Genomic DNA, 21,751 nt, shown 5'->3' with positions numbered 1-21,751 from the left:
AGTAGGCAGCAAGCAGTCCGCAGAGACGAGGAAGAAACCCGTGAGCGACGTCCGTAACGTGATCATTATCGGCTCCGGGCCCGCCGGTTACACCGCCGCGCTCTATACCGCGCGCGCGTCACTGCAGCCGCTGGTCTTCGAAGGTGCAGTCACCGCTGGTGGTGCGCTCATGAACACCACCGAGGTGGAGAACTTCCCCGGATTCCAGGACGGCATCATGGGACCCGACCTGATGGACAGCATGCGTGCCCAGGCAGAGCGCTTCGGTGCCGAGCTGGTTCCTGACGACATCGTGGCCGTCGACCTGAGTGGCGAGATCAAGACCGCCACCGACACCGCCGGCACTGTGCACCAGGCCAAGGCTGTCATCGTCACGACCGGCTCGCAGCACCGCAAGCTGGGCCTGCCGAATGAGGACGCCCTCTCCGGGCGTGGCGTCTCCTGGTGTGCTACCTGCGACGGCTTCTTCTTCAAGGACCAGGACATCGCCGTCGTCGGCGGCGGCGACACCGCGATGGAGGAAGCCACCTTCCTCTCCCGGTTCGCCAAGTCCGTCACCATCGTCCACCGCCGGGACACCCTGCGCGCCTCGAAGGCCATGCAGGATCGGGCCATCGCCGACCCGAAGATCAAGTTCGCCTGGGACAGCGAGGTGGCTGTGATCCACGGCGAGCAGAAGCTCTCCAGCCTGACGTTGCGCAACACCAAGACCGGAGAGACCTCCGAGCTGCCGGTGACGGGCCTGTTCATCGCCGTCGGCCACGACCCGCGCACCGAACTGTTCAAGGGCCAGCTGGACCTGGACGACGAGGGCTACCTGAAGGTCGATGCGCCTTCGACCCGGACCAATCTCACCGGTGTCTTCGGCGCTGGTGACGTCGTCGACCACACCTACCGGCAGGCCATCACGGCTGCTGGGACCGGCTGCTCCGCCGCCCTCGACGCCGAGCGCTTCCTGGCGGCCCTGGCCGACAGCAAGAAGGCCGCAGAGCCCGAGAAGATCGCCAGCATCTGATCACCGCATTCCCCAACCCGAACCCCCGTGAAGAAAGAGGAGCCCGCCGTGGCCGGCACCCTGAAGAACGTGACTGACGACTCCTTCGAACAGGATGTACTCAAGAGCGGCAAGCCCGTACTGGTCGACTTCTGGGCCGCCTGGTGCGGTCCGTGCCGCCAGATCGCTCCGTCTCTCGAGGCAATCGCAGCCGAGTACGGTGACCAGATCGAGGTCGTCAAGCTCAACATCGACGAGAACCCGGGCACTGCCGCAAAGTACGGCGTGATGTCCATCCCGACGCTCAATGTCTACCAGGGCGGCGAGGTGGCGAAGACCATCGTCGGCGCCAAGCCGAAGGCCGCGATCATTCGCGACCTTGGGGGCTTCATCAGCGACGAGGCCACCAAGGCCTGACATCATCTATGTTTCACGTGAAACAGGGGCCGCCCTCAAGGGCGGCCCCTGTTTTCGCGCTGTGGTGGCTTCTGTGAGAGCGATCCTCACAACGGACGCAGTACTGGGTCCTTCTTGACTGCGCCCAAAAGGCGGTCCAGCGCAAGCTCCACGTCTTCCTTCCAGGACAGAGTTGTACGCAACTCAAGCCGCAGCCTCGGGTAGTTCGGATGCGGCCGGACCGTCTTGAACCCGACCGCCAGCAGATGATCCGCAGGAAGCAGACACGCGGGCTCCTTCCACCGAGCATCGCCGAATACCTCGATCGCCTTGAAGTTTCTTCGCAGCAGATCCTTGGCTACCGTCTGCACCAGTACCCGCCCCAGTCCCTGGCCCTGATACCCCGGCGTGATCCATGCCGTTATCAGCTGCACGGCGTCGGGAGAGACGGGACTCGTTGGGAAAGCAAGCGAGCGCGGCACATAGGCGGGCGGCGCATAGAGAACGAAACCCACCGGCATGTCATCGACGTAGACGACCCGGCCGCAGGAACCCCACTCCAGCAGCACGGCCGAGATCCATGCTTCCTTCTCCAGCTCCGGCGTGCCGGCCTCTATCGCGGCTTCCCCACTGACTGGGTCGAGCTCCCAGAAGACACATGAACGGCAACGCTTGGGAAGGTCCGGAAGGTTGTCCAGCGTGAGCGGTACGAGCCGACGCCCCATGAACGGTGTTCCTCACTTCTCTCACCCGCCGCTTCGCAAGCGGCGCTCAGCACGCTCCACTCCCTGAGCAGGCTGCCGACGAATCCGCCGACCACTCCCAGCCCCAGTCCAGCAGTCACCAGTCGGCTGCGGTTCACCGTTCGCATGGGCCCCTGCCCTCCCTCCGCGATGGATCAAGGTGGATGCGCCATACCAGAACGCATCGTATCCATCCCGGCGATCAGACGGATACCGTGAGAAAGCAAAGGGCGGAGCGTGTTCCGGCCTACCGGAGACGCCCCGCCCTCTGAACAGATGCCAGCCGCAGACTCAGCCCTCGTCCTCTTCGACGGCTTCGGCTTCGTCTGCGAGCCGCTTCTCCAGGACTCGTCCTTCGCCGGGAGCGAGCGAACCGAGGATCCGTTCCAGATCATCCATCGAAGCGAACTCGACGACGATCTTCCCCTTCTTCTGTCCCAGATCGACCTTCACCCGCGTCTCAAAACGGTCCGACAGCCGTGAAGCAAGGTCGGAGAGCGCCGGCGACACCCGCCCTCCAGCCCGCGGCCCCTTGGCCTTCGGAGAGCTCTGCGGACGCGACTGCATCAGCGTGACGATCTCCTCGACCGCACGGACTGAGAGCCCCTCCGCCACAATGCGGTGCGCCAACCGGTCCTGCTCCTCGGAGTCGTCCACCGACAGGAGCGCCCGGGCATGTCCTGCGGACAGGACTCCGGCAGCCACCCTGCGCTGCACCGGGGGCGAGAGCCTCAACAGCCGCAATGTGTTGGACACCTGAGGCCGGGAGCGACCGATCCGGTCAGCGAGCTGATCGTGTGTGCAGCTGAAGTCCTTGAGCAACTGATCGTAAGCCGCGGCCTCTTCAAGCGGGTTCAACTGAGAACGGTGGAGGTTCTCCAGCAGCGCGTCCAGAAGGAGCTTCTCGTCATCCGTGGCCCGGACGATCGCCGGGATGCGCTCCAGACCCGCCTCACGACAGGCCCGCCAACGCCGCTCGCCCATGATGAGCTCGAAGCGCTCGGCGCCGGCCTGACGTACAACGACAGGCTGCAGGAGGCCCACCTCCCTGATGGAGGAGACAAGCTCAGCAAGAGCGTCGTCGTCGAACACCTCACGCGGCTGGCGCGGGTTGGGGGTGATCGCGTCAAGCGGAAGCTCGGCGAAGTAAGCACCGGCAGGGCCCACCTGTTCCGCCACGGCTACGGGCGCCGACTCCTGCGCAGGAACAATCGATTCCCGTGAAACAGCCCCGGTAGGCAAGGCCGCCAGTTTCGCTGCCGCCACACCCCGCTCTGCTGTCATCACCGGTGCAGCCCCGGCAGTGGACGATGCCTCGCCACCTGCGAGCCCCACCTTCTCCTGCGGTGCGGCGGGGATCAGCGCACCGAGTCCACGTCCCAACCCCCTGCGTCGCTCACTCACTGGATCCCCTCCGAGATGCTCTGCTGACTGTTCTGACTGCCCGTTTGTGCGTGCCGGCCGTCGTAGTGCACATCGACGCCTCGCAGTGCGATCTCACGGGCCGCTTCAAGGTACGACAGCGAACCGCTGGACCCGGGGTCATAGGTGAGGACCGTCTGCCCATAGCTCGGGGCCTCCGAGATACGAACCGACCGCGGAATGCTGGTCTTCAGGACCTCGCGGACGAAGTGGCTGCGCACCTCATCTGCCACCTGCGAGGCAAGACGAGTTCTACCGTCGTACATGGTGAGCAGAATCGTCGACACATGAAGCTCGGGGTTGAGATGCCCCCGGACCAGATCGACATTCCGCAGCAGCTGCCCCAGCCCCTCAAGTGCGTAGTACTCACACTGAATCGGGATCAGCACCTCAGCGCCCGCCACCATCGCGTTGACAGTCAGCAGGCCCAAGGATGGTGGGCAGTCGATAAGGATGTAGTCCAGTGGCTGTTCATACGCCTGGAGCGCTCGCTGGAGGCGACTCTCCCGCGCCACGAGGGACACCAACTCGATCTCAGCGCCCGCGAGATCGATGGTGGCCGGGGCACAGAAGAGACCCTCGACGTCGGGAACGGGCTGGACCACCTCGGAGAGCGGCCGGCTGTCTACAAGGACGTCATAGATCGATGGAACTTCGGAGTGATGGTCGATCCCCAGTGCCGTGGAGGCGTTTCCCTGAGGATCCAGGTCAATCACCAGCACACGCGCGCCATGCAGCGCGAGTGAGGCGGCGAGGTTGACCGTTGTTGTGGTCTTACCGACGCCGCCCTTCTGGTTGGCGACCACCATGACGCGCGTCTGCTCCGGCCGGGGCAGACCTTCTCCGGCACGACCGAGAGCTTCTACAGCCAGTTGGGCAGCGCGACCAATAGGGGTGTCGTCCATCGGCGGCGGTGTTTCACGTGAAACATCTTCTGCCGCCGACTCGGTACGGGGACCGGGGACCGGATCGGTCATCGGTCCCGCGATGTTGGCGTCGGACCGCAAGGATTCACTCTCCTCGACTTCAGGCTCACAATGCACAGAGCCTGCCATGCTTTCGGGGTTGTGAACCAGCGAGGCATGTTCTTCTGTGGATGAATCCACCTTTGTGGACAACTCTGTGACCCCGAAGGGCCTACGGTCACGCGGCGTGGAGGCCGCGCGACTGCGACTGATGATCCCATGCAGCAGAGAGCGACGTTTCACGTGAAACAAGATGCCCTCGCCGTCACGTCACAGCGTCACGACACTCCGAATTGAGCCTATTTAGCAGCTTTAGCGGCATTGCTGGCATCACACCCGCCTAACGGCGCCTGCGGGTCCGGCTCACGCGAGCCGCCTTCGCCCGCTTCGCAGCGAAGCGCACACCTCCGGGGCTCTCCCCCACCTCGACCCGCACCACCGTGGATAGCGGATCGACGATCCCCTCTCCGACCTGAAGCACCGAAGTCTCGACCACACCCAGCTTGCTCAGTGCTGCCCGCGCGCCCTGGATCTCCTCTTCAGCGGTATCGCCCTTGAGAGCCAACATCTCCCCGTACGGACGCAACAGCGGCACACCCCACCCGGCAAGCCGGTCCAGCGGAGCTACCGCGCGGGCCGTCACTACATGGACCGGCGGAAGCTTGCCCAGGACCTCTTCTGCCCTGCCACGGACAACCGTCACATGGTCGAGCCCCAGCAGCTCCACCACCTCCTGCAGGAAATTGGTCCGCCGCAGCAGGGGCTCCAGCAACGTGATCTTCAGATCCCTGCGCACCAGGGCCAGTGGGATGCCCGGCAGCCCGGCGCCGGAGCCCACATCGCAGACGGTCACTCCCTGAGGAACCACCTCGGACAGCACCGCGCAGTTCAACAGGTGCCGCTCCCAGAGCCTCGGCACCTCACGCGGTCCGATCAGCCCGCGCTTGACCCCCGCGTCTGCCAGCAACTCCGCGTACCGAACGACTTCCGGGAAGAACTCCCCGAAAACCTCATGCGCCACTGCCGGCGCCTGGGGGAGCTCCGCTGACTCGGTCACGGGGACCGTCCTTCCTTACCGCGCGATACCGCATGGATGGCTGACAACAGGCTGACAAAGATCGGCCCCGCCTGCGAACAGACGGGGCCGACAGAACAATGCTCCGGTCAGGCCGGAAGCACAACGACGAAGCGCTGCGGCTCCTCGCCCTCGGACTCACTGCGCAGCCCGGCAGCAGCGATCGCGTCGTGCACTACCTTGCGCTCGAACGGCGTCATCGGGTCGAGCTTGACCGGCTCACCGGAGCCCTTCACCTCATCGGCCGCCTTGGCGCCCAGCGCGGCGAGCTCCTCACGCTTCTTGGCCCTGAAGCCCGCGATGTCCAGCATCAGCCGGCTGCGGTCCCCGGTCTCCCGGTGCACCGCGAGCCTGGTGAGCTCCTGGAGGGCCTCCAGTACCTCACCATCGCGTCCCACGAGCTTCTGAAGATCGCGGCTGCTCGCATCACTGATGATCGAGACCGCAGCACGGTCGGCCTCGACGTCCATATCGATATCACCGTCGAGGTCAGCGATGTCGAGCAGGCCCTCGAGGTAGTCAGCCGCGATCTCGCCTTCCTGCTCCAGCCTGCTCAGTGTGTCGCCCTCAGCGGCGGCGGAGGTGGTGGTGCCTTCCGTCACGGGATGGACTCCTTCTTACTTCTTGGACGGGTGCTTGGGGCGCTGCTGGCCCTTGCGCTGCCCGGACTTGGCTTGGCGTGCATTACGGGAAGCGGGCTTGGAGTCCGGCTCGGAGTCGGCCTGCGCCTCGCCCTTGTCCAGCGAGGTCTTCTCGGAAGAAGCATCGGCCGCCTTGGTGCCAGCGGGCTTCTCCGAGGCTTTCGCCTCACCGGTCTGCGCATGGCCCGCCTGGGTAGCACCCGTCTGGCGCTTCGCCTTGGTCTGGCGCTTGGGCTGCTGACGCTTCGGCGCGGCCTCTGCCAGGGTGACGCCTTCGGCCTCGGCAGCCACAGCCGCGTCGCTCTTCTCCACCGTGCCATCGGCCTGGGCCACAAGGCCGGACTTGCTCAGCGTAGTGATGAACTTACGCTCGGCTTCGTTGCGGTCCTTTGTCTCCTTGGACGCAATGCCCTTGATGATGTTGCGCTGGTGACGCGTCCGCGTCGCACCGTGCGCGATCAGGTGCTTCTGCATCCGCTCCAGCAGGCCGGACTGTGCCTGGCTGCCCGGCGTCGGGTTCCGGTGGATCACGAACATCTGCTGCCCCATGGTCCACACGTTGGTGGTGAGCCAGTACACGAGGACACCGACGGGGAAGTTGACACCCATCACGGCGAACATCAGCGGGAAGACGTACATCAGCATCTTCTGCTGCTGCATGAACGGCGTCTTCACGGACATGTCGACGTTCTTCGTCATCAGCTGGCGCTGCGTGTAGAACTGTGACGCCGACATCATGATGATCATGACCGCGGTGACGATCCTGACGTCGGTCAGCGAGGCACCGAGCGCCGCCACCTTGTCCGAACTGTCCAAGAACTTCGCGGCCAGCGGGGCACCGAAGATGTGCGCCTTCTGCGCGCTCTCCAGGAGCGGCTTGTCGATGTACCCCTTCGTCTGCCCATTGGCGATGGCAGAGAGCACGTGGTAGAGCGCAAAGAAGAACGGTGACTGCGCGATGATCGGCAGGCACGAGGAGAGCGGGTTGGTACCCGTCTCCTTGTACAGCTTCATCATCTCTTCGGACTGACGCTGCTTGTCGCTCTTGTAGCGCTCCTGGATCGCCTTCATCTTCGGCTGGAGCGCCTGCATGCCACGGGTCGACTTGATCTGCTTCACGAAGAGCGGGATCAGGCAGATCCGGATCAGAACCACCAGGGACACGATGGACAGGCCCCAGGCCCAGCCGGTGTCAGGGCCGAAGATGGCTCCGTACAGCGAGTGGAACTGGACGATGACCCACGAAACTGGGGTAGTGATAAAACTGAACAGACTGGCAATCGTGTCCACTAATCAGGCTCCTTGAGCATTGGGCGAGGTCTCTGCGGCCGGGCCGGTCTCCTGGCCGGAGTGCCCGCCCTTGCTTGTCCGCCACGCATTGCGCAGCAGTTCGTGCCAACGCGGACGTTTGCGCGGCGGAACGTGGTCCACGCCACCCGGCGACCAGGGGTTGCATCGGAGGATGCGCCAGGCCGTCAGTGCCGTTCCCTTCACCGCACCGTGCCGGTCGATAGCCGTATATCCGTAGTGGGAACACGACGGGTAGTACCTGCAGACAGGCCCCAGAAGCGGGCTGATCGTCCACTGGTACAACTTGATGAGAGCCAGCAGCGGGTATTTCATCGCGCGCCCCCTCCCAGTAGCCGCGCCAGGGCGGCATCCAGGTCTCGGGCCAGCTGTGCATGGTCGGCGGTGCCCGCGCCGGGCAGCGCCCGTACGACAACCAGGCTACCGGGGGGCAGCTGAGAGAGCCGATCACGCACCAGATGGCGAAGCTTCCGCTTCACGGCGGTGCGGACGACTGCTCCGCCCACTGCCTTGCTTACGACGAAACCCGCACGTGTCGGGGGAGTGCTCTCCCCAGGCACATGCGGGTCCGTTGTACCGCTGCGTAGATGGACGACGAGCAACGGGCGACCGGCTCGGCGCCCTCGTCGTACTGCGGCTGCGAAGTCCTCGCGCCGCCTCAGCCGATTCTCGGTAGGCAGCACGTCATGACCTGTACGAGATCAGGCGGACAGGCGGGAGCGACCCTTGCCACGGCGGGTCGCCAGAATGGCGCGACCGGCGCGCGTACGCATACGGAGACGGAAACCGTGGGTCTTCGCGCGACGACGGTTGTTCGGCTGGAAGGTGCGCTTGCTCACTCGGGGGCTCCAGAAATGAATCGGGTGATGGCGGGACATCGCCTGGCTGTCACCGTGCGCCCACGAGTAGCTCGCGAATACGCCCGTGTGCACCGCTTCACGACCACAGATCGTGATCATTGCCCATCGGAGGCAGGCGGCAGCAGCCATCGACAACTCGACCTGGTCACGGTACGCGCGGCTACGCCATCCGGTCAAACCGGCCCTTACGTCGGCCCCCACTGTGCACAGGCTGTGGACAACAACTTGAACCGTGCGGGTCGCCCTGACTACCTTGGCGGAACTCCCAAGTCTTTTTCCTGCCTGTCTTCACCCCCCGTCCCGAGAACCACACATTCGTGGGACCTGCGAGAGAGCGTGCCCTGTGGCTGACGTACCTGCCGATCTTGCCGCAGTGTGGCCACGAGTCCTCGAACGTCTCCTCGGCGAGGGCCAGCAAAACATCGAGCCGAAGGACAAGCAGTGGATCGAGCGCTGCCAGCCTCTGGCTCTCGTGGCGGACACCGCTCTTCTCGCCGTCCCCAATGAATGGGGCAAGCGGGTCCTCGAAGGGCGCCTCGCCCCCCTCATCAGCGAGACGCTGAGTCATGAATGCGGCCGCCCGATCCGGATCGCCATCACGGTGGACGACACCATCGGTGAGCCTTCCCCGCCGGCCCCGCCAATGCAGCAGTCCCAGCAGCAACAGCAGCCCCGCTACCAGCACCCGCAGCACGACGAGCCCCGGCACGGCGACACGTACGACGGATACGGCCACCGCCCGGCGGACGACGGAATGCCGACGGCCCGGCCCGCATACCCGGACTATCAGCAGCAGCGGCCCGACCCCGGAGCCTGGCCCCGCATCCAGGAGGACCTCTCCTGGCAGCAGCCCCGGCTCGGCGGCTTCCAGGAGCGCGACCCCTACACCGGCCCGCGCTCCCAGTCCCAGCACGACTACAGGCAGCCCGACCACCAGCAGTACGAGCAGCAGCGGCCCGATCGCCACGACCTCCGCGACCCGCAGTCCTCACAGCGCCACCTGCCCGCCCCCAGTGGAGCTCCCGGACCGCTGGCGGCGCAGCCCGCTCCGGCGCCCGGCCCGGGGGAGCCGCAGGCGCGGCTGAACCCCAAGTACCTCTTCGACACGTTCGTCATCGGCGCGTCCAACCGCTTCGCGCACGCGGCCGCCGTCGCTGTCGCCGAGGCGCCGGCCAAGGCGTACAACCCGCTCTTCATCTACGGGGAGTCCGGGCTCGGCAAGACGCACCTGCTCCATGCCATCGGCCACTACGCCCGGAGCCTCTATCCGGGGACCCGGGTGCGGTACGTGAGCTCCGAGGAGTTCACCAACGAGTTCATCAACTCGATCCGCGACGGCAAGGGCGACACCTTCCGCAAGCGCTACCGCGATGTCGACATCCTCCTCGTCGACGACATCCAGTTCCTGGCGAGCAAGGAATCGACGCAGGAGGAGTTCTTCCACACCTTCAACACGCTGCACAACGCCAACAAGCAGATCGTGCTCTCCTCCGACCGGCCGCCCAAGCAGCTGGTGACCCTGGAGGACCGGCTGCGCAACCGTTTCGAGTGGGGCCTCACCACCGATGTGCAGCCGCCGGAACTGGAGACGCGGATCGCGATCCTCCGCAAGAAGGCGGTCCAGGAGCAGCTCAACGCCCCGCCGGAGGTACTTGAGTTCATCGCCTCCCGCATCTCGCGCAACATCCGCGAGCTGGAGGGGGCGCTGATCCGGGTGACGGCGTTCGCCTCGCTCAACCGCCAGCCGGTCGATCTCGGGCTCACCGAGATCGTTCTGAAGGATCTGATCCCCGGTGGTGAGGACGCGGCCCCGGAGATCACCGCGAGCGCCATCATGGCGGCGACGGCCGATTACTTCGGGCTGACCATCGAGGACCTCTGCGGATCCTCGCGCAGCCGCGTCCTGGTGACGGCCCGCCAGATCGCCATGTACCTCTGCCGTGAGCTCACGGATCTCTCACTGCCCAAGATCGGGGCGCAGTTCGGCGGCCGTGACCACACGACCGTGATGCACGCGGACCGGAAGATCCGTGCGCTGATGGCCGAGCGGCGTTCCATCTACAACCAGGTCACGGAGCTCACCAACCGCATCAAGAACGGCTGACCGAGCAGCTTCCAGAACCTCCGAAGGGCGCCCCGGGACTCGATTCCCGGGGCGCCCTTCGTCGTTCCCCGGCGTTCTCCGCATGTTCCTCACACCGACGGTGTTCGAATACGGGGCTGCGCGCGTATGTTCTCCACAGCATTGAGGGGGATGGGCCGTCCACACCCTGGGGACTGATCAGTTGTCCAGATTGTGTCCACAGGAGAAGTGCCTGAGACTCCATCAGGCCAGGTCAGACAGTTGTGGATTTGTGGCCAACTCCTGTCCACAGCCTGTGGACAGATTTTTCTTCCACAGGCCTGGGGATTCGTTGTCCACTGTCGGCCCACAGGCAGGGCCCTGTTGTCCCCAGCTTCTCCACACCCTTGTCCACTGTTCGGCAACGAAACACCCCCGATCACCGGGTCGAGTGAAAGCCGTCACACCAAGGTGGTTGGTTGGGCTGTGGGCAAGGTGGGTAAAGCTGGGGACGGAGCTGGGGAGAAGTCCCCCTCCCCTGTGCACCGGGTGTGCAGAACTTTTCGCCGTCCACAGACCCGCGCACTTTTCCACCGGCTCCACCCACAGGCGCGGTGGACAAAAAAGCGCCTCTGAGCTGTGCAAACGAGGTTATCCACGGTTTCCACAGCACCTACTACTACTACCCCCTGGAGTTACCGGGGAATTGGCTTCGAAGTGGGCGCTGTGCACAACTCGCCGCCGGGGCCCCAGGTGCCGCCCGGCACGACTTGACCCCGACGCGCACCGACTGTCGGCGGCGTACGTCAGACTGGTCCCCGGCGAGAAGCCGACGACGAAGGCCAGCAGGGCGAGCGAGCAACAGCAGGAGGCGGTTCCGGTGAAGATCCGGGTGGAGCGCGATGTACTCGCGGAGGCGGTGGCCTGGGCTGCCCGCAGCCTTCCGGCCCGTCCGCCGGTGCCCGTTCTTGCGGGCCTGCTGCTCAAGGCCGAGGAAGGCACGCTGAGCCTCTCCGGCTTCGACTACGAGGTCTCGGCGCGGGTCTCGGTCGACGCGGAGATCGAGGAGCACGGCACCGTCCTCGTTTCTGGCCGGCTCCTCGCCGACATCTGCCGTGCCCTCCCCAACCGCCCGGTGGAGATCTCCACGGACGGGGTCAGGGCGACCGTGGTCTGCGGCTCCTCCCGGTTCACCCTCCACACCCTTCCTGTGGAGGAGTACCCGGCGCTGCCGCAGATGCCGACCGCGACGGGCACCGTCCCCGGTGAGGTCTTCGCCTCTGCCGCGGCCCAGGTGGCCATCGCCGCGGGCCGTGACGACACGCTGCCCGTTCTCACCGGTGTACGGATCGAGATCGAGGGCGACCGGGTCACCCTGGCGTCCACCGACCGCTACCGCTTCGCGGTCCGTGAGTTCCTGTGGAAGCCGGAGGACCCGGAGGCATCCGCGGTCGCGCTGGTGCCCGCCAAGACGCTCCTGGACACCGCCAAGTCGCTGACCAGCGGTGACACCGTGACGCTCGCGCTGTCCGGGTCCGGCGCCGGTGAGGGTCTGATCGGTTTCGAGGGCGCGGGCCGGCGTACGACCACACGGCTCCTCGAAGGCGACCTGCCGAAGTACCGGACGCTCTTCCCGACCGAGTTCAACTCGATCGCCGTGATCGAGACGCCCGCGTTCGTCGAGGCCGTCAAGCGTGTCTCCCTCGTCGCCGAGCGGAACACCCCGGTGCGGCTCAGCTTCGAGCAGGGTGTGCTGATCCTGGAGGCCGGATCGAGCGACGACGCACAGGCTGTGGAGCGGGTGGACGCCAAGCTCGACGGCGACGACATCTCGATCGCCTTCAACCCGACCTTCCTGCTGGACGGTCTCAGCGCGATCGACTCCCCCGTCGCCCAGCTCTCCTTCACGACGTCGACCAAGCCCGCGCTGCTCAGCGGCCGGCCTGCTCTCGATGCCGAGGCGGACGACGCCTACAAGTACCTGATCATGCCCGTGCGGCTGTCGGGCTGAGCCGGTTCGCGGCCGTACGTCTGAGCGGCTTACCCCGCAGGTGTGTACCGGTGTCCCGGCGTACGCTCGGACGCGGGTACGAAACGCCACCACGTCACTAAGGATCTTCTGATGGAGCTCGGTCTCGTCGGCCTCGGCAAGATGGGCGGGAACATGCGCGAGCGCATCCGCCGCGCTGGTCACACCGTCATCGGTTACGACCGCAACCCGGACGTAGCCGATGTCCACAGCCTGGAAGAGCTTGTGGGCAAGCTCAAGGGCCCCCGCGTCGTGTGGGTCATGGTCCCGGCAGGTGCCGCGACCCAATCCACCGTCGACGAGCTGGCCGACCTGCTCTCCCCGGGCGACGTCGTCGTGGACGGTGGCAACTCTCGCTGGACCGACGACGAGAAGCACGCGGTCGAGCTGGGCATCAAGGGCATCGGCTTCGTGGACTGCGGTGTCTCCGGTGGCGTCTGGGGCCTGGAGAACGGCTACGCGCTGATGTACGGCGGGGACGCGGAGAACGTCGCGAAGGTGCAGCCGGTCTTCGACGCGCTCAAGCCCGAAGGAGAGTTCGGCTCGGTCCACGCGGGCAAGGTCGGCGCCGGCCACTTCGCCAAGATGGTCCACAACGGCATCGAGTACGCCATGATGCAGGCGTACGCCGAGGGCTGGGAGCTCCTGGAGAAGGTCGACTCCGTCACCGACGTGCGCGAGGTCTTCCGCTCCTGGCAGGAGGGCACGGTCATCCGTTCCTGGCTGCTCGACCTCGCCGTGAACGCACTGGACGACGACGAGCACCTGGACCAGCTCCGCGGTTTCGCCGCCGATTCGGGCGAAGGACGCTGGACGGTCGAGGCCGCCATCGACAACGCGGTTCCGCTGCCCGCTATCACCGCGTCGCTCTTCGCCCGCTTCGCCTCGCGCCAGGACGACTCTCCGCAGATGAAGATGATCGCCGCACTGCGCAACCAGTTCGGTGGCCACGCGGTCGAGAACAAGAAGTAAGCCAGCAGTAGGGAAGGTCGGCGCAGGTTCATGCACGTCACGCATCTGTCGCTGGCCGACTTCCGCTCGTACGCCCGGGTCGAGGTGCCTCTCGATCCGGGCGTCACCGCGTTTGTGGGCGCCAACGGCCAGGGCAAGACGAACCTCGTCGAGGCGGTCGGCTATCTGGCGACGCTCGGCAGCCACCGGGTCTCCTCCGACGCGCCGATGGTACGGATGGGGGCCGACCGGGCTGTGATCCGTGCCGCGGTCACCCAGGGCGAGCGGTCTCAGCTCGTCGAGCTGGAACTCAACCCGGGCCGTGCCAACAGGGCCCGGATCAACCGGTCTTCGCAGGTCAGGCCGCGCGATGTCCTGGGGATCGTCCGGACTGTGCTCTTCGCGCCCGAGGATCTAGCCCTGATCAAGGGCGATCCGGGTGAGCGCCGCCGGTTTCTGGATGAGCTGATCACGACGCGTTCGCCGCGGATGGCCGGTGTGCGCTCCGACTACGAGCGGGTACTGAAGCAGCGCAACACGCTGCTGAAGTCCGCGGCGATGGCCCGCAGGCACGGCGGCAGGTCCATGGACATGTCCACACTCGACGTCTGGGACCAGCATCTGGGGCGTGTGGGCGCCGAGTTGCTGGCGCAGCGGCTGGACCTGATCTCGACGTTGCAGCCGCTGGCCGACAAGGCGTACGAGCAGGTGGCGCCCGGTGGCGGGCCGGTTGTGCTGGAGTACCGGAGCTCGCTGGGTGAGGGCATCGATCCGGTCCAGTCGAAGGACGAGCTGTACGAGCAGTTGATCGCCGCCCTGGTGGGGGTCCGTAAACAGGAGATCGAGCGCGGCGTGACCCTGGTCGGTCCGCACCGTGACGACCTGGTGCTGAAGCTCGGCCGGCTGCCGGCCAAGGGATACGCGAGCCACGGTGAGTCCTGGTCGTATGCGCTGGCGCTGCGGCTGGCTTCGTACGACTTGCTGCGGACCGAGGGCAACGAGCCGGTGCTGGTGCTCGACGATGTCTTCGCGGAGCTGGACGTACGGCGCAGGGAAAGGCTTGCCGAGCTGGTGGCGCCGGGAGAACAGGTGCTGGTGACGGCGGCAGTGGACGACGATGTGCCGGGTGTCCTGGCGGGAGTGCGGTTCGCGGTCTCGGACGGGGCGGTGGACCGGGTATGAGTGGATCTCCCCTTCCGGGCGAGGACGGCGGGCAACCGAGCGGCCCCGGCCCCGTCCTCCCACCAGGGCCTGAATCGGCGAAGGTTCCGGAGTCCTCGGGGATCGACCTGGCACGGGTTGCGTTGCGGGCGGCCAAGGAGCAGGCGAAAGCGCGAGGGGCGGCCGCGCAGCAGAAGAAGCAGGCCAAGCGCGGTGGACTGCGCTCGGGTGCGCGGGCTGACGGGCGCGACCCTCTGCCGCTGGGCGCCGCCATCAACCGGCTGATCACTGAGCGCGGCTGGGAGACACCGGCCGCGGTGGGCGGGGTGATGGGCCGCTGGCCGCAGATCGTGGGCGAGGACCTCGCGAACCACTGTGTCCCCCAGCGCTACGACGAGGACGCCCGGGTGCTGACCGTGCAGTGCGATTCGACTGCATGGGCGACGCAGCTGAGGCTGCTGGCACCGCAACTGGTGGCCCGGCTGAACGCGGATCTGGGTCATGGCACGGTGAAGCTGCTGAAGGTTCTTGGGCCGGGTGGGCCGCCACGCCGGTTCGGACCGCTGCGGGCGCCTGGGAGTAAGGGCCCGGGCGATACCTACGGCTGATGCCGGCGAGGCCTGTCCCTGGCGCCGTTTCCGCACCGGTCGCCTCTGTGATCCAGACCGAAATGTGTGCTGTTTCACGTGAAACAGCACACAGTCGGATTGTGCCGGATGGGGCACTGCTCGGAGGGTGTCCCTCACCGTAGCGGGAGGTTGACAGCCCGAGGCGCTGAAAGCCCGTGTGAGCCTCTTGGAGCCCCTTCCTGGATATGGGGAGTCGTTCGGCGCCGGTTCAGGGCGGCACATGTGGACTCAGGTACCGGCAAACCCCCATTGATGTCTGCGCTACCGGTAGACTGAGAGACAATCCCGCCACTCGCGGAACAAGTCGAACGACGCAGCCGCTCCTGCCTGCCCTGGAGAGGCCTGTGCTGTGCCAGAAAGGGCGCTTCGTGGCCGATTCCGGCAACCCCAATGAGATCCCCCCGTCCACTGTCGGTGAGCACGGCGAGGTAACCGCCTCGTACGACGCCAGCGCGATCACTGTCCTTGAGGGGCTGGACGCGGTCCGCAAGCGGCCCGGTATGTACATCGGCTCGACCGGTGAGCGTGGACTCCATCATCTGGTGTACGAGGTCGTCGACAACTCGGTCGACGAGGCCCTGGCCGGGCACGCGGACACCATCGATGTCACGATCCTCGCCGATGGCGGGGTGCGCGTGGTCGACAACGGCCGCGGTATCCCGGTCGACATCGTTCCCTCGGAGAACAAGCCGGCCGTCGAGGTCGTCCTGACCGTGCTGCACGCCGGTGGCAAGTTCGGCGGCGGCGGTTATGCCGTCTCCGGTGGTCTGCACGGTGTGGGTGTGTCCGTCGTCAACGCCCTCTCCGCCAAGGTCTCGGTGGACGTCAAGCGTGACGGCTACCGCTGGACGCAGGACTACAAGCTCGGTGTCCCGACGGCGCCGCTGGCCCGTAACGGGGCGACGGAGGAGAGCGGCACCACCGTCACCTTCTGGGCCGACGGGGACATCTTCGAGACGACCGAGTACTCCTTCGAGACGCTGTCGAGGCGTTTCCAGGAGATGGCGTTCCTCAACAAGGGCCTCACCCTGACGCTGACCGACGAGCGCGAGTCGGCGAAGGCCACCGCGGGCGCGGACACCGTGGGAGAGATCGCGGAGGAAGAGCAGGTCCGCACCGTCACGTACCACTACGAGGGCGGCATCGTCGACTTCGTGAAGTACCTCAACTCACGCAAGGGTGATCTCATCCACCCGACCGTGATCGACGTCGAGGCCGAGGACAAGGAGCGCCTCCTCTCGGCCGAGATCGCGATGCAGTGGAACTCGCAGTACAGCGAGGGCGTGTACTCCTTCGCGAACACGATCCACACGCATGAGGGCGGCACCCACGAGGAGGGTTTCCGGGCCGCTCTGACGGGCCTGGTCAACCGCTACGCGCGCGAGAAGAAGCTGCTGCGCGAGAAGGACGACAACCTCTCCGGCGAAGACATCCGCGAGGGTCTGACGGCGATCATCTCGGTGAAGCTGGGTGAGCCGCAGTTCGAGGGCCAGACGAAGACCAAGCTGGGCAACACGGAGGCGAAGACCTTCGTGCAGAAGGTCGTCTACGAGCACCTCACGGACTGGTTCGACCGGAACCCGAACGAGGCCGTCGACATCATCCGCAAGGCCATCCAGGCGCAGACGGCACGGGTCGCGGCGCGTAAGGCACGTGACCTGACCCGGCGCAAGGGCCTGCTGGAGAGTGCCTCGCTGCCGGGCAAGCTCAGCGACTGCCAGTCGAACGACCCGACGAAGTGCGAGATCTTCATCGTCGAGGGTGACTCCGCCGGTGGTTCGGCGAAGTCCGGGCGCAACCCGATGTACCAGGCGATCCTGCCGATCCGCGGCAAGATCCTGAACGTCGAGAAGGCGCGGATCGACAAGATCCTCCAGAACACCGAGGTCCAGGCGCTGATCTCAGCGTTCGGTACCGGGGTCCACGAGGACTTCGACATCGAGAAGCTGCGCTATCACAAGATCATTCTCATGGCGGACGCCGACGTCGACGGTCAGCACATCAACACGCTGCTCCTGACGTTCCTCTTCCGGTTCATGCGGCCGCTGGTCGAGGCCGGGCACGTGTATCTGTCGCGCCCGCCGCTGTTCAAGATCAAGTGGGGTCGGGACGACTTCGAGTACGCGTACTCGGACACGGAGCGGGACGCTCTGGTCGAGCTCGGCAAGCAGAGTGGCAAGCGGGTCAGGGACGACTCGATCCAGCGCTTCAAGGGTCTCGGTGAGATGAACGCCGAGGAACTGCGCATCACGACGATGGACGTGGACCACCGAGTGCTCGGCCAGGTGACTCTGGACGACGCGGCACAGGCCGACGATCTGTTCTCGGTGCTGATGGGCGAGGACGTCGAGGCACGGCGCTCGTTCATTCAGCGCAACGCCAAGGACGTTCGGTTCCTCGACATCTGAGTCGGTCTCGGCTGACCGCACTGAAAGGACTTTGACCAGCAATGGCCGACGAGAATTCCCCTGTGATGCCCGAACAGCCGCCCGCTGTCCCCGGCATCGGTATGCGTGTCGAGCCGGTGGGGCTCGAAACGGAGATGCAGCGTTCGTATCTCGACTACGCGATGTCCGTCATCGTGTCCCGTGCGCTGCCGGACGTGCGGGACGGTCTGAAGCCCGTCCACCGCCGGGTGCTGTACGCGATGTATGACGGCGGCTACCGGCCCGAGAAGGGCTTCTACAAGTGCGCCCGTGTCGTCGGTGACGTCATGGGCACCTACCACCCGCACGGCGACTCCTCGATCTACGACGCCCTGGTCCGGCTGGCCCAGCACTGGTCGATGCGTATGCCGCTGGTGGACTCGAACGGGAACTTCGGCTCTCCCGGCAACGACCCGGCGGCCGCGATGCGGTACACCGAGTGCAAGATGATGCCCCTGTCCATGGAGATGGTCAGGGACATCGACGAGGAGACCGTCGACCACCAGGACAACTACGACGGCCGTAACCAGGAGCCGGTGGTTCTCCCGGCCAGGTTCCCGAACCTGCTGGTCAACGGTTCCGCGGGTATCGCGGTCGGCATGGCCACCAACATTCCTCCGCACAACCTGCGCGAGGTGGCGGCCGGCGCCCAGTGGTATCTGGAGAACCCGGAGGCCTCGCACGAGGACCTCCTGGACGCTCTGCTGGAGCGGATCAAGGGCCCGGACTTCCCGACCGGCGCCCTGGTCGTGGGGCGCAAGGGCATCGAGGAGGCGTACCGCACCGGGCGCGGATCCATCACGATGCGCGCTGTGGTCGCGGTCGAGGAGATCCAGAACCGCCAGTGCCTGGTGGTCACGGAGCTTCCGTACCAGACCAACCCCGACAACCTCGCGCAGAAGATCGCCGACCTGGTGAAGGACGGCAAGGTCGGCGGGATCGCCGATGTGCGGGACGAGACGTCCTCGCGTACGGGGCAGCGCCTTGTCGTTGTGCTGAAGCGTGACGCGGTCGCCAAGGTCGTGCTGAACAACCTCTACAAGCACACCGATCTCCAGTCGAACTTCAGCGCCAACATGCTGGCGCTGGTCGACGGCGTACCGCGCACCCTGTCGATCGACGCGTTCATCCGTCACTGGGTGACGCACCAGATCGAGGTCATCGTCCGGCGCACCAGGTTCCGGTTGCGCAAGGCCGAGGAGCGCGCCCACATCCTGCGCGGTCTGCTCAAGGCGCTCGACGCGATCGACGAGGTCATCGCGCTGATCCGGCGCAGCCAGACGGTCGAAGTCGCCCGCGAGGGCCTGATGGGCCTGCTGGAGATCGACGAGATCCAGGCGAACGCGATCCTGGAGATGCAGCTGCGCCGACTGGCCGCACTGGAGCACCAGAAGATCACGGCCGAGCACAACGAGCTTCAGGCGAAGATCAACGAGTACAACGCGATCCTGGTCTCGCCCGAGCGCCAGCGGCAGATCGTCAGCGAGGAACTGGCGGTCATCGTCGACAAGTTCGGCGACGACCGGCGGTCGAAGCTGGTGCCCTTCGACGGTGACATGTCCATCGAGGACCTGATCGCCGAAGAGGACATTGTCGTCACCATCACGAACGGTGGTTACGTCAAGCGCACCAAGACCGAGGACTACCGCTCGCAGAAGCGCGGCGGCAAGGGCGTGCGGGGCACCAAGCTGAAGCAGGACGACATCGTCGCCCACTTCTTCGTCTCCACGACCCACCACTGGCTGTTGTTCTTCACGAACAAGGGCCGGGTGTACCGGGCGAAGGCCTACGAACTCCCGGACGCGGGCCGTGACGCGCGCGGCCAGCACGTCGCCAACCTGCTGGCGTTCCAGCCGGACGAGCAGATCGCGCAGATCCTGGCGATCCGTGACTACGACGCGGCGCCGTATCTGATCCTCGCCACCAAGGGCGGCCTGGTGAAGAAGACACCGCTCAAGGACTATGACTCGCCCCGTTCCGGCGGCGTCATCGCGATCAACCTGCGGGAGACCCCTGACGGCAGCGACGACGAGCTGATCGGCGCCGAGCTGGTGTCGGCCGAGGACGATCTGCTGCTGGTCAGCAGGAAGGCTCAGTCGATCCGGTTCACGGCGACGGACGACGCGCTGCGGCCCATGGGACGCGCGACATCCGGTGTGAAGGGCATGAGTTTCCGAGAGGGCGACGAACTGCTCTCGATGAATGTCGTCAGGCCGGGTACTTTCGTGTTCACTGCCACTGACGGTGGGTACGCCAAGCGGACCCCCGTCGACGAGTACCGCGTCCAGGGCCGCGGCGGTCTGGGTATCAAGGCTGCCAAGATCGTGGAGGACCGGGGCTCGCTGGTCGGCGCGCTGGTGGTCGAGAGCACGGATGAAATCCTCGCCATCACGCTCGGCGGCGGTGTGATTCGTACGCGAGTCAATGAAGTCAGGGAGACGGGCCGTGACACCATGGGCGTCCAACTGATCAACCTGGGCAAGCGCGATGCCGTGGTCGGTATCGCTCGCAACGCCGAGGCCGGCCGAGAGGCCGAAGAGATTGACGCGGTCGACGGCGAAGCGGATGCGGTCGACAGTGGTTCGGTCGGCGCTGACACGGTCGAAGCGGTAGTCGAAGGCACCGAGCCTTCGACAGGGGAGCACGAGGAGTAGAACGTGAGTGGAGCCACGGGCGACGGAGCGGCCGCTTCCGGAGCCGGAGCACGCAGTGCCCGTGGCCCTGCCGCGGACTCTCAAGGGGGAACGGTGACGGACACGCGTGGGGCCCAGCCGCAGTACCAGTCGCAGCCGTACCAGCCTCCGCAGGCCTACCCGTCGCCGTCGGCAGGCGGTACGCAGGGTGGTCAGCGTACGGGCGGCGGTACGCAGCCAGGAGTACGTCGGCCACGGACCGGGGCGCGTACGACTCCCCGCACGCGGAAGGCCCGGCTGCGGGTAGCCAAGGCCGATCCGTGGTCGGTCATGAAGGTCAGCTTCCTGCTGTCCATCGCGCTGGGCGTCTGCACCATCGTGGCGGCCGCGGTGCTGTGGATGGTCATGGACGCCATGGGAGTCTTCTCGACCGTGGGCGGGACCATCAGCGAGGCCACCGGCTCAAGTGACGGCAGCGGCTTCGATCTTCAGTCGTTCCTCTCGCTGCCGCGGGTGCTGCTGTTCACGTCGGTCATCGCGGTGATCGATGTGGTGCTGGCCACAGCACTGGCGACGCTGGGCGCCTTCATCTACAACCTGTCGGCCGGGTTTGTCGGCGGTGTCGAGCTGACCCTCGCCGAGGACGAGTAGAGGCTCAGCTATCGATTTTGGGACTGGCCCTGGAGTGCGCTAATCTTCAGGGGCAGCGCGGGGCTATAGCTCAGTTGGTTAGAGCGCATCCCTGATAAGGATGAGGCCACAGGTTCAAATCCTGTTAGCCCCACCGCGAAGATCGGCCCGGACAGTTTTCTGTCCGGGCCGACTGCATTACCGGGCCCGATAGTTGGACGGGAACTAGGTCACCGATCGGTATCGGCCGGTGTGTATAGTCGGGCGCCAGAAGTCCCTTACGTCAAGGAAAGACGAGGTAGCGCGGTGAAGAAGCTTCTCCTGGTCGCACTGGCCGCCATTGGCGGGCTCCTCGTGTACCGCCAGATCCAGGCGGATCGCGCCGAGCAGGATCTGTGGACGGAGGCGACTGACTCCGTGCCCGCAGGTTCGGGTGTGTGAGACACAGCGTCTTGAATGCAGGGCCCCGGCCGCTTTTTGCGGCCGGGGCCCTGTCGCGTTCGCCCTGTGACGCCGGATCCCTGGTCTGCCTCGCAATCAGGGCGCTGTGAGGGCCGTGTGGGCCGAGGAGGACCCTCTCTCGACCTCGTGGCGGCTCCTTGCGGGGTAACGCTGTCAGGGGCCCTTCTCCTGACTCCTGCGAGGTGCTGTTCCGGGCTCGGCTGTCGGATCCTGGCGCTGATGTTTCACGTGGAACAACGGGCTGGCCGACGACGGCCGGCGGGCAGGAACGGCAAGGACCATCCAGCTGTGCACGCAGACAACGTGATGACGGACGGGCAGGATGGGCCGGGACCGCGCTCGTTGCCGCGGTCGTGGTGTTGCC

Annotated in this window: 20 protein-coding genes and 1 tRNA gene; 12 read left to right on the top strand and 9 right to left on the bottom strand. The window is 66.0% G+C overall.

The annotated features are described in order from the left end of the window. Positions 1–40: 40 nt before the first annotated feature. Positions 41–1,015, top strand: coding sequence for a thioredoxin-disulfide reductase (gene trxB / locus OG210_RS14370; RefSeq protein ID WP_371536839.1), 975 nt, complete (start codon positions 41–43; stop codon positions 1,013–1,015). 48 nt (positions 1,016–1,063) lie between these two features. Beyond that, positions 1,064–1,411 carry a thioredoxin gene (trxA, locus tag OG210_RS14365; protein WP_328328949.1) on the top strand — a complete coding sequence of 116 codons (348 nt, stop codon included), beginning with the start codon at positions 1,064–1,066 and terminating at the stop codon, positions 1,409–1,411. 86 nt (positions 1,412–1,497) lie between these two features. Here trxA and OG210_RS14360 read toward each other — a convergent pair whose 3' ends face one another. The 9 genes from OG210_RS14360 to rpmH all read right to left on the bottom strand — a co-directional run bounded on the left by OG210_RS14360 (position 1,498) and on the right by rpmH (position 8,383). Then, a complete protein-coding gene (locus OG210_RS14360; RefSeq protein ID WP_328328951.1) occupies positions 1,498–2,115 on the bottom strand; it encodes a GNAT family N-acetyltransferase in 618 nt (205 codons plus the stop codon). Positions 2,116–2,424: 309 nt separating this feature from the next. Next, positions 2,425–3,537, bottom strand: a complete 1,113-nt coding sequence (locus OG210_RS14355) for a ParB/RepB/Spo0J family partition protein (RefSeq protein WP_328328953.1) — start codon at positions 3,535–3,537, stop codon at positions 2,425–2,427. Beyond that, positions 3,534–4,610, bottom strand: a complete 1,077-nt coding sequence (locus tag OG210_RS14350; RefSeq protein WP_328335523.1) for an AAA family ATPase — start codon at positions 4,608–4,610, stop codon at positions 3,534–3,536. The genes OG210_RS14355 and OG210_RS14350 overlap by 4 nt, the downstream gene beginning before the upstream one ends. A 250-nt stretch (positions 4,611–4,860) precedes the next feature. Then, positions 4,861–5,577, bottom strand: coding sequence for a 16S rRNA (guanine(527)-N(7))-methyltransferase RsmG (gene rsmG, locus OG210_RS14345; protein ID WP_328328955.1), 717 nt, complete (start codon positions 5,575–5,577; stop codon positions 4,861–4,863). 107 nt (positions 5,578–5,684) lie between these two features. Beyond that, entirely contained in the window at positions 5,685–6,197 is a 513-nt protein-coding gene (locus OG210_RS14340; RefSeq protein ID WP_328328957.1) for a R3H domain-containing nucleic acid-binding protein, read from the bottom strand. A gap of 15 nt (positions 6,198–6,212) precedes the next feature. After that, a complete protein-coding gene (gene yidC, locus OG210_RS14335) occupies positions 6,213–7,526 on the bottom strand; it encodes a membrane protein insertase YidC (RefSeq protein WP_371536832.1) in 1,314 nt (437 codons plus the stop codon). Positions 7,527–7,529: 3 nt separating this feature from the next. Next, the gene (gene yidD / locus OG210_RS14330; protein ID WP_250302354.1) at positions 7,530–7,859 is read right to left on the bottom strand and encodes a membrane protein insertion efficiency factor YidD; all 330 of its coding nucleotides are present in this window, start codon (positions 7,857–7,859) and stop codon (positions 7,530–7,532) included. Next, on the bottom strand, positions 7,856–8,227 hold the full coding sequence (rnpA, locus tag OG210_RS14325; RefSeq protein ID WP_328318504.1) for a ribonuclease P protein component: 372 nt from the start codon (positions 8,225–8,227) through the stop codon (positions 7,856–7,858). Before rnpA ends, yidD begins: the two co-directional genes overlap by 4 nt. A gap of 18 nt (positions 8,228–8,245) precedes the next feature. Further along, positions 8,246–8,383 carry a 50S ribosomal protein L34 gene (gene rpmH / locus OG210_RS14320; protein ID WP_030990579.1) on the bottom strand — a complete coding sequence of 46 codons (138 nt, stop codon included), beginning with the start codon at positions 8,381–8,383 and terminating at the stop codon, positions 8,246–8,248. 364 nt (positions 8,384–8,747) lie between these two features. Between rpmH and dnaA the strand changes: the two genes are divergently transcribed. From dnaA to OG210_RS14270, 10 genes are all read left to right on the top strand, one after another. Then, positions 8,748–10,508: a chromosomal replication initiator protein DnaA gene (gene dnaA / locus OG210_RS14315; RefSeq protein ID WP_328328961.1), complete on the top strand. Its 1,761-nt coding sequence runs from the start codon at positions 8,748–8,750 to the stop codon at positions 10,506–10,508. An 838-nt stretch (positions 10,509–11,346) separates the two neighbouring features. After that, positions 11,347–12,477, top strand: coding sequence for a DNA polymerase III subunit beta (gene dnaN, locus OG210_RS14310; RefSeq protein ID WP_266855224.1), 1,131 nt, complete (start codon positions 11,347–11,349; stop codon positions 12,475–12,477). A gap of 111 nt (positions 12,478–12,588) precedes the next feature. After that, positions 12,589–13,467, top strand: a complete 879-nt coding sequence (gnd, locus tag OG210_RS14305) for a phosphogluconate dehydrogenase (NAD(+)-dependent, decarboxylating) (RefSeq protein ID WP_266855223.1) — start codon at positions 12,589–12,591, stop codon at positions 13,465–13,467. A gap of 30 nt (positions 13,468–13,497) precedes the next feature. After that, a complete protein-coding gene (recF, locus tag OG210_RS14300; protein WP_371536826.1) occupies positions 13,498–14,628 on the top strand; it encodes a DNA replication/repair protein RecF in 1,131 nt (376 codons plus the stop codon). After that, positions 14,625–15,215 carry a DUF721 domain-containing protein gene (locus tag OG210_RS14295; protein WP_371536823.1) on the top strand — a complete coding sequence of 197 codons (591 nt, stop codon included), beginning with the start codon at positions 14,625–14,627 and terminating at the stop codon, positions 15,213–15,215. Before recF ends, OG210_RS14295 begins: the two co-directional genes overlap by 4 nt. Before the next feature lie 365 nt (positions 15,216–15,580). Then, a complete protein-coding gene (gene gyrB, locus OG210_RS14290) occupies positions 15,581–17,644 on the top strand; it encodes a DNA topoisomerase (ATP-hydrolyzing) subunit B (protein ID WP_371536820.1) in 2,064 nt (687 codons plus the stop codon). 41 nt (positions 17,645–17,685) lie between these two features. Next, complete coding sequence (gene gyrA / locus OG210_RS14285; RefSeq protein ID WP_328328972.1) at positions 17,686–20,316, top strand: DNA gyrase subunit A; 2,631 nt, start codon at positions 17,686–17,688, stop codon at positions 20,314–20,316. A gap of 93 nt (positions 20,317–20,409) precedes the next feature. Next, a complete protein-coding gene (locus tag OG210_RS14280; RefSeq protein ID WP_328328974.1) occupies positions 20,410–20,946 on the top strand; it encodes a DUF3566 domain-containing protein in 537 nt (178 codons plus the stop codon). A 59-nt stretch (positions 20,947–21,005) separates the two neighbouring features. After that, a tRNA-Ile gene (locus tag OG210_RS14275) sits at positions 21,006–21,079 on the top strand. 152 nt (positions 21,080–21,231) lie between these two features. Then, positions 21,232–21,366, top strand: a complete 135-nt coding sequence (locus OG210_RS14270; RefSeq protein ID WP_003958712.1) for a DLW-39 family protein — start codon at positions 21,232–21,234, stop codon at positions 21,364–21,366. Positions 21,367–21,751 lie beyond the last annotated feature (385 nt).

This window comes from Streptomyces sp. NBC_00466 (assembly GCF_041433995.1).
Classification (GTDB): Bacteria; Actinomycetota; Actinomycetes; order Streptomycetales; family Streptomycetaceae; genus Streptomyces.
The sequence above is the reverse complement of the archived record's forward strand: the minus strand, read 5'-3'. Positions and strand labels throughout refer to the sequence as shown.

What these genes read in the sequence shown, in the direction of transcription:
- OG210_RS14360 (WP_328328951.1), bottom strand. Translation starts at nt 2,115, where the DNA reads ATGGGGCGTCGGCTCGTACCGCTCACGCTGGACAACCTTCCGGACCTT.
- OG210_RS14350 (WP_328335523.1), bottom strand. Translation starts at nt 4,610, where the DNA reads ATGGCAGGCTCTGTGCATTGTGAGCCTGAAGTCGAGGAGAGTGAATCC.
- yidD (WP_250302354.1), bottom strand. Translation starts at nt 7,859, where the DNA reads ATGAAATACCCGCTGCTGGCTCTCATCAAGTTGTACCAGTGGACGATC.
- gnd (WP_266855223.1), top strand. Translation starts at nt 12,589, where the DNA reads ATGGAGCTCGGTCTCGTCGGCCTCGGCAAGATGGGCGGGAACATGCGC.
- recF (WP_371536826.1), top strand. Translation starts at nt 13,498, where the DNA reads ATGCACGTCACGCATCTGTCGCTGGCCGACTTCCGCTCGTACGCCCGG.
- OG210_RS14295 (WP_371536823.1), top strand. Translation starts at nt 14,625, where the DNA reads ATGAGTGGATCTCCCCTTCCGGGCGAGGACGGCGGGCAACCGAGCGGC.
- gyrA (WP_328328972.1), top strand. Translation starts at nt 17,686, where the DNA reads ATGGCCGACGAGAATTCCCCTGTGATGCCCGAACAGCCGCCCGCTGTC.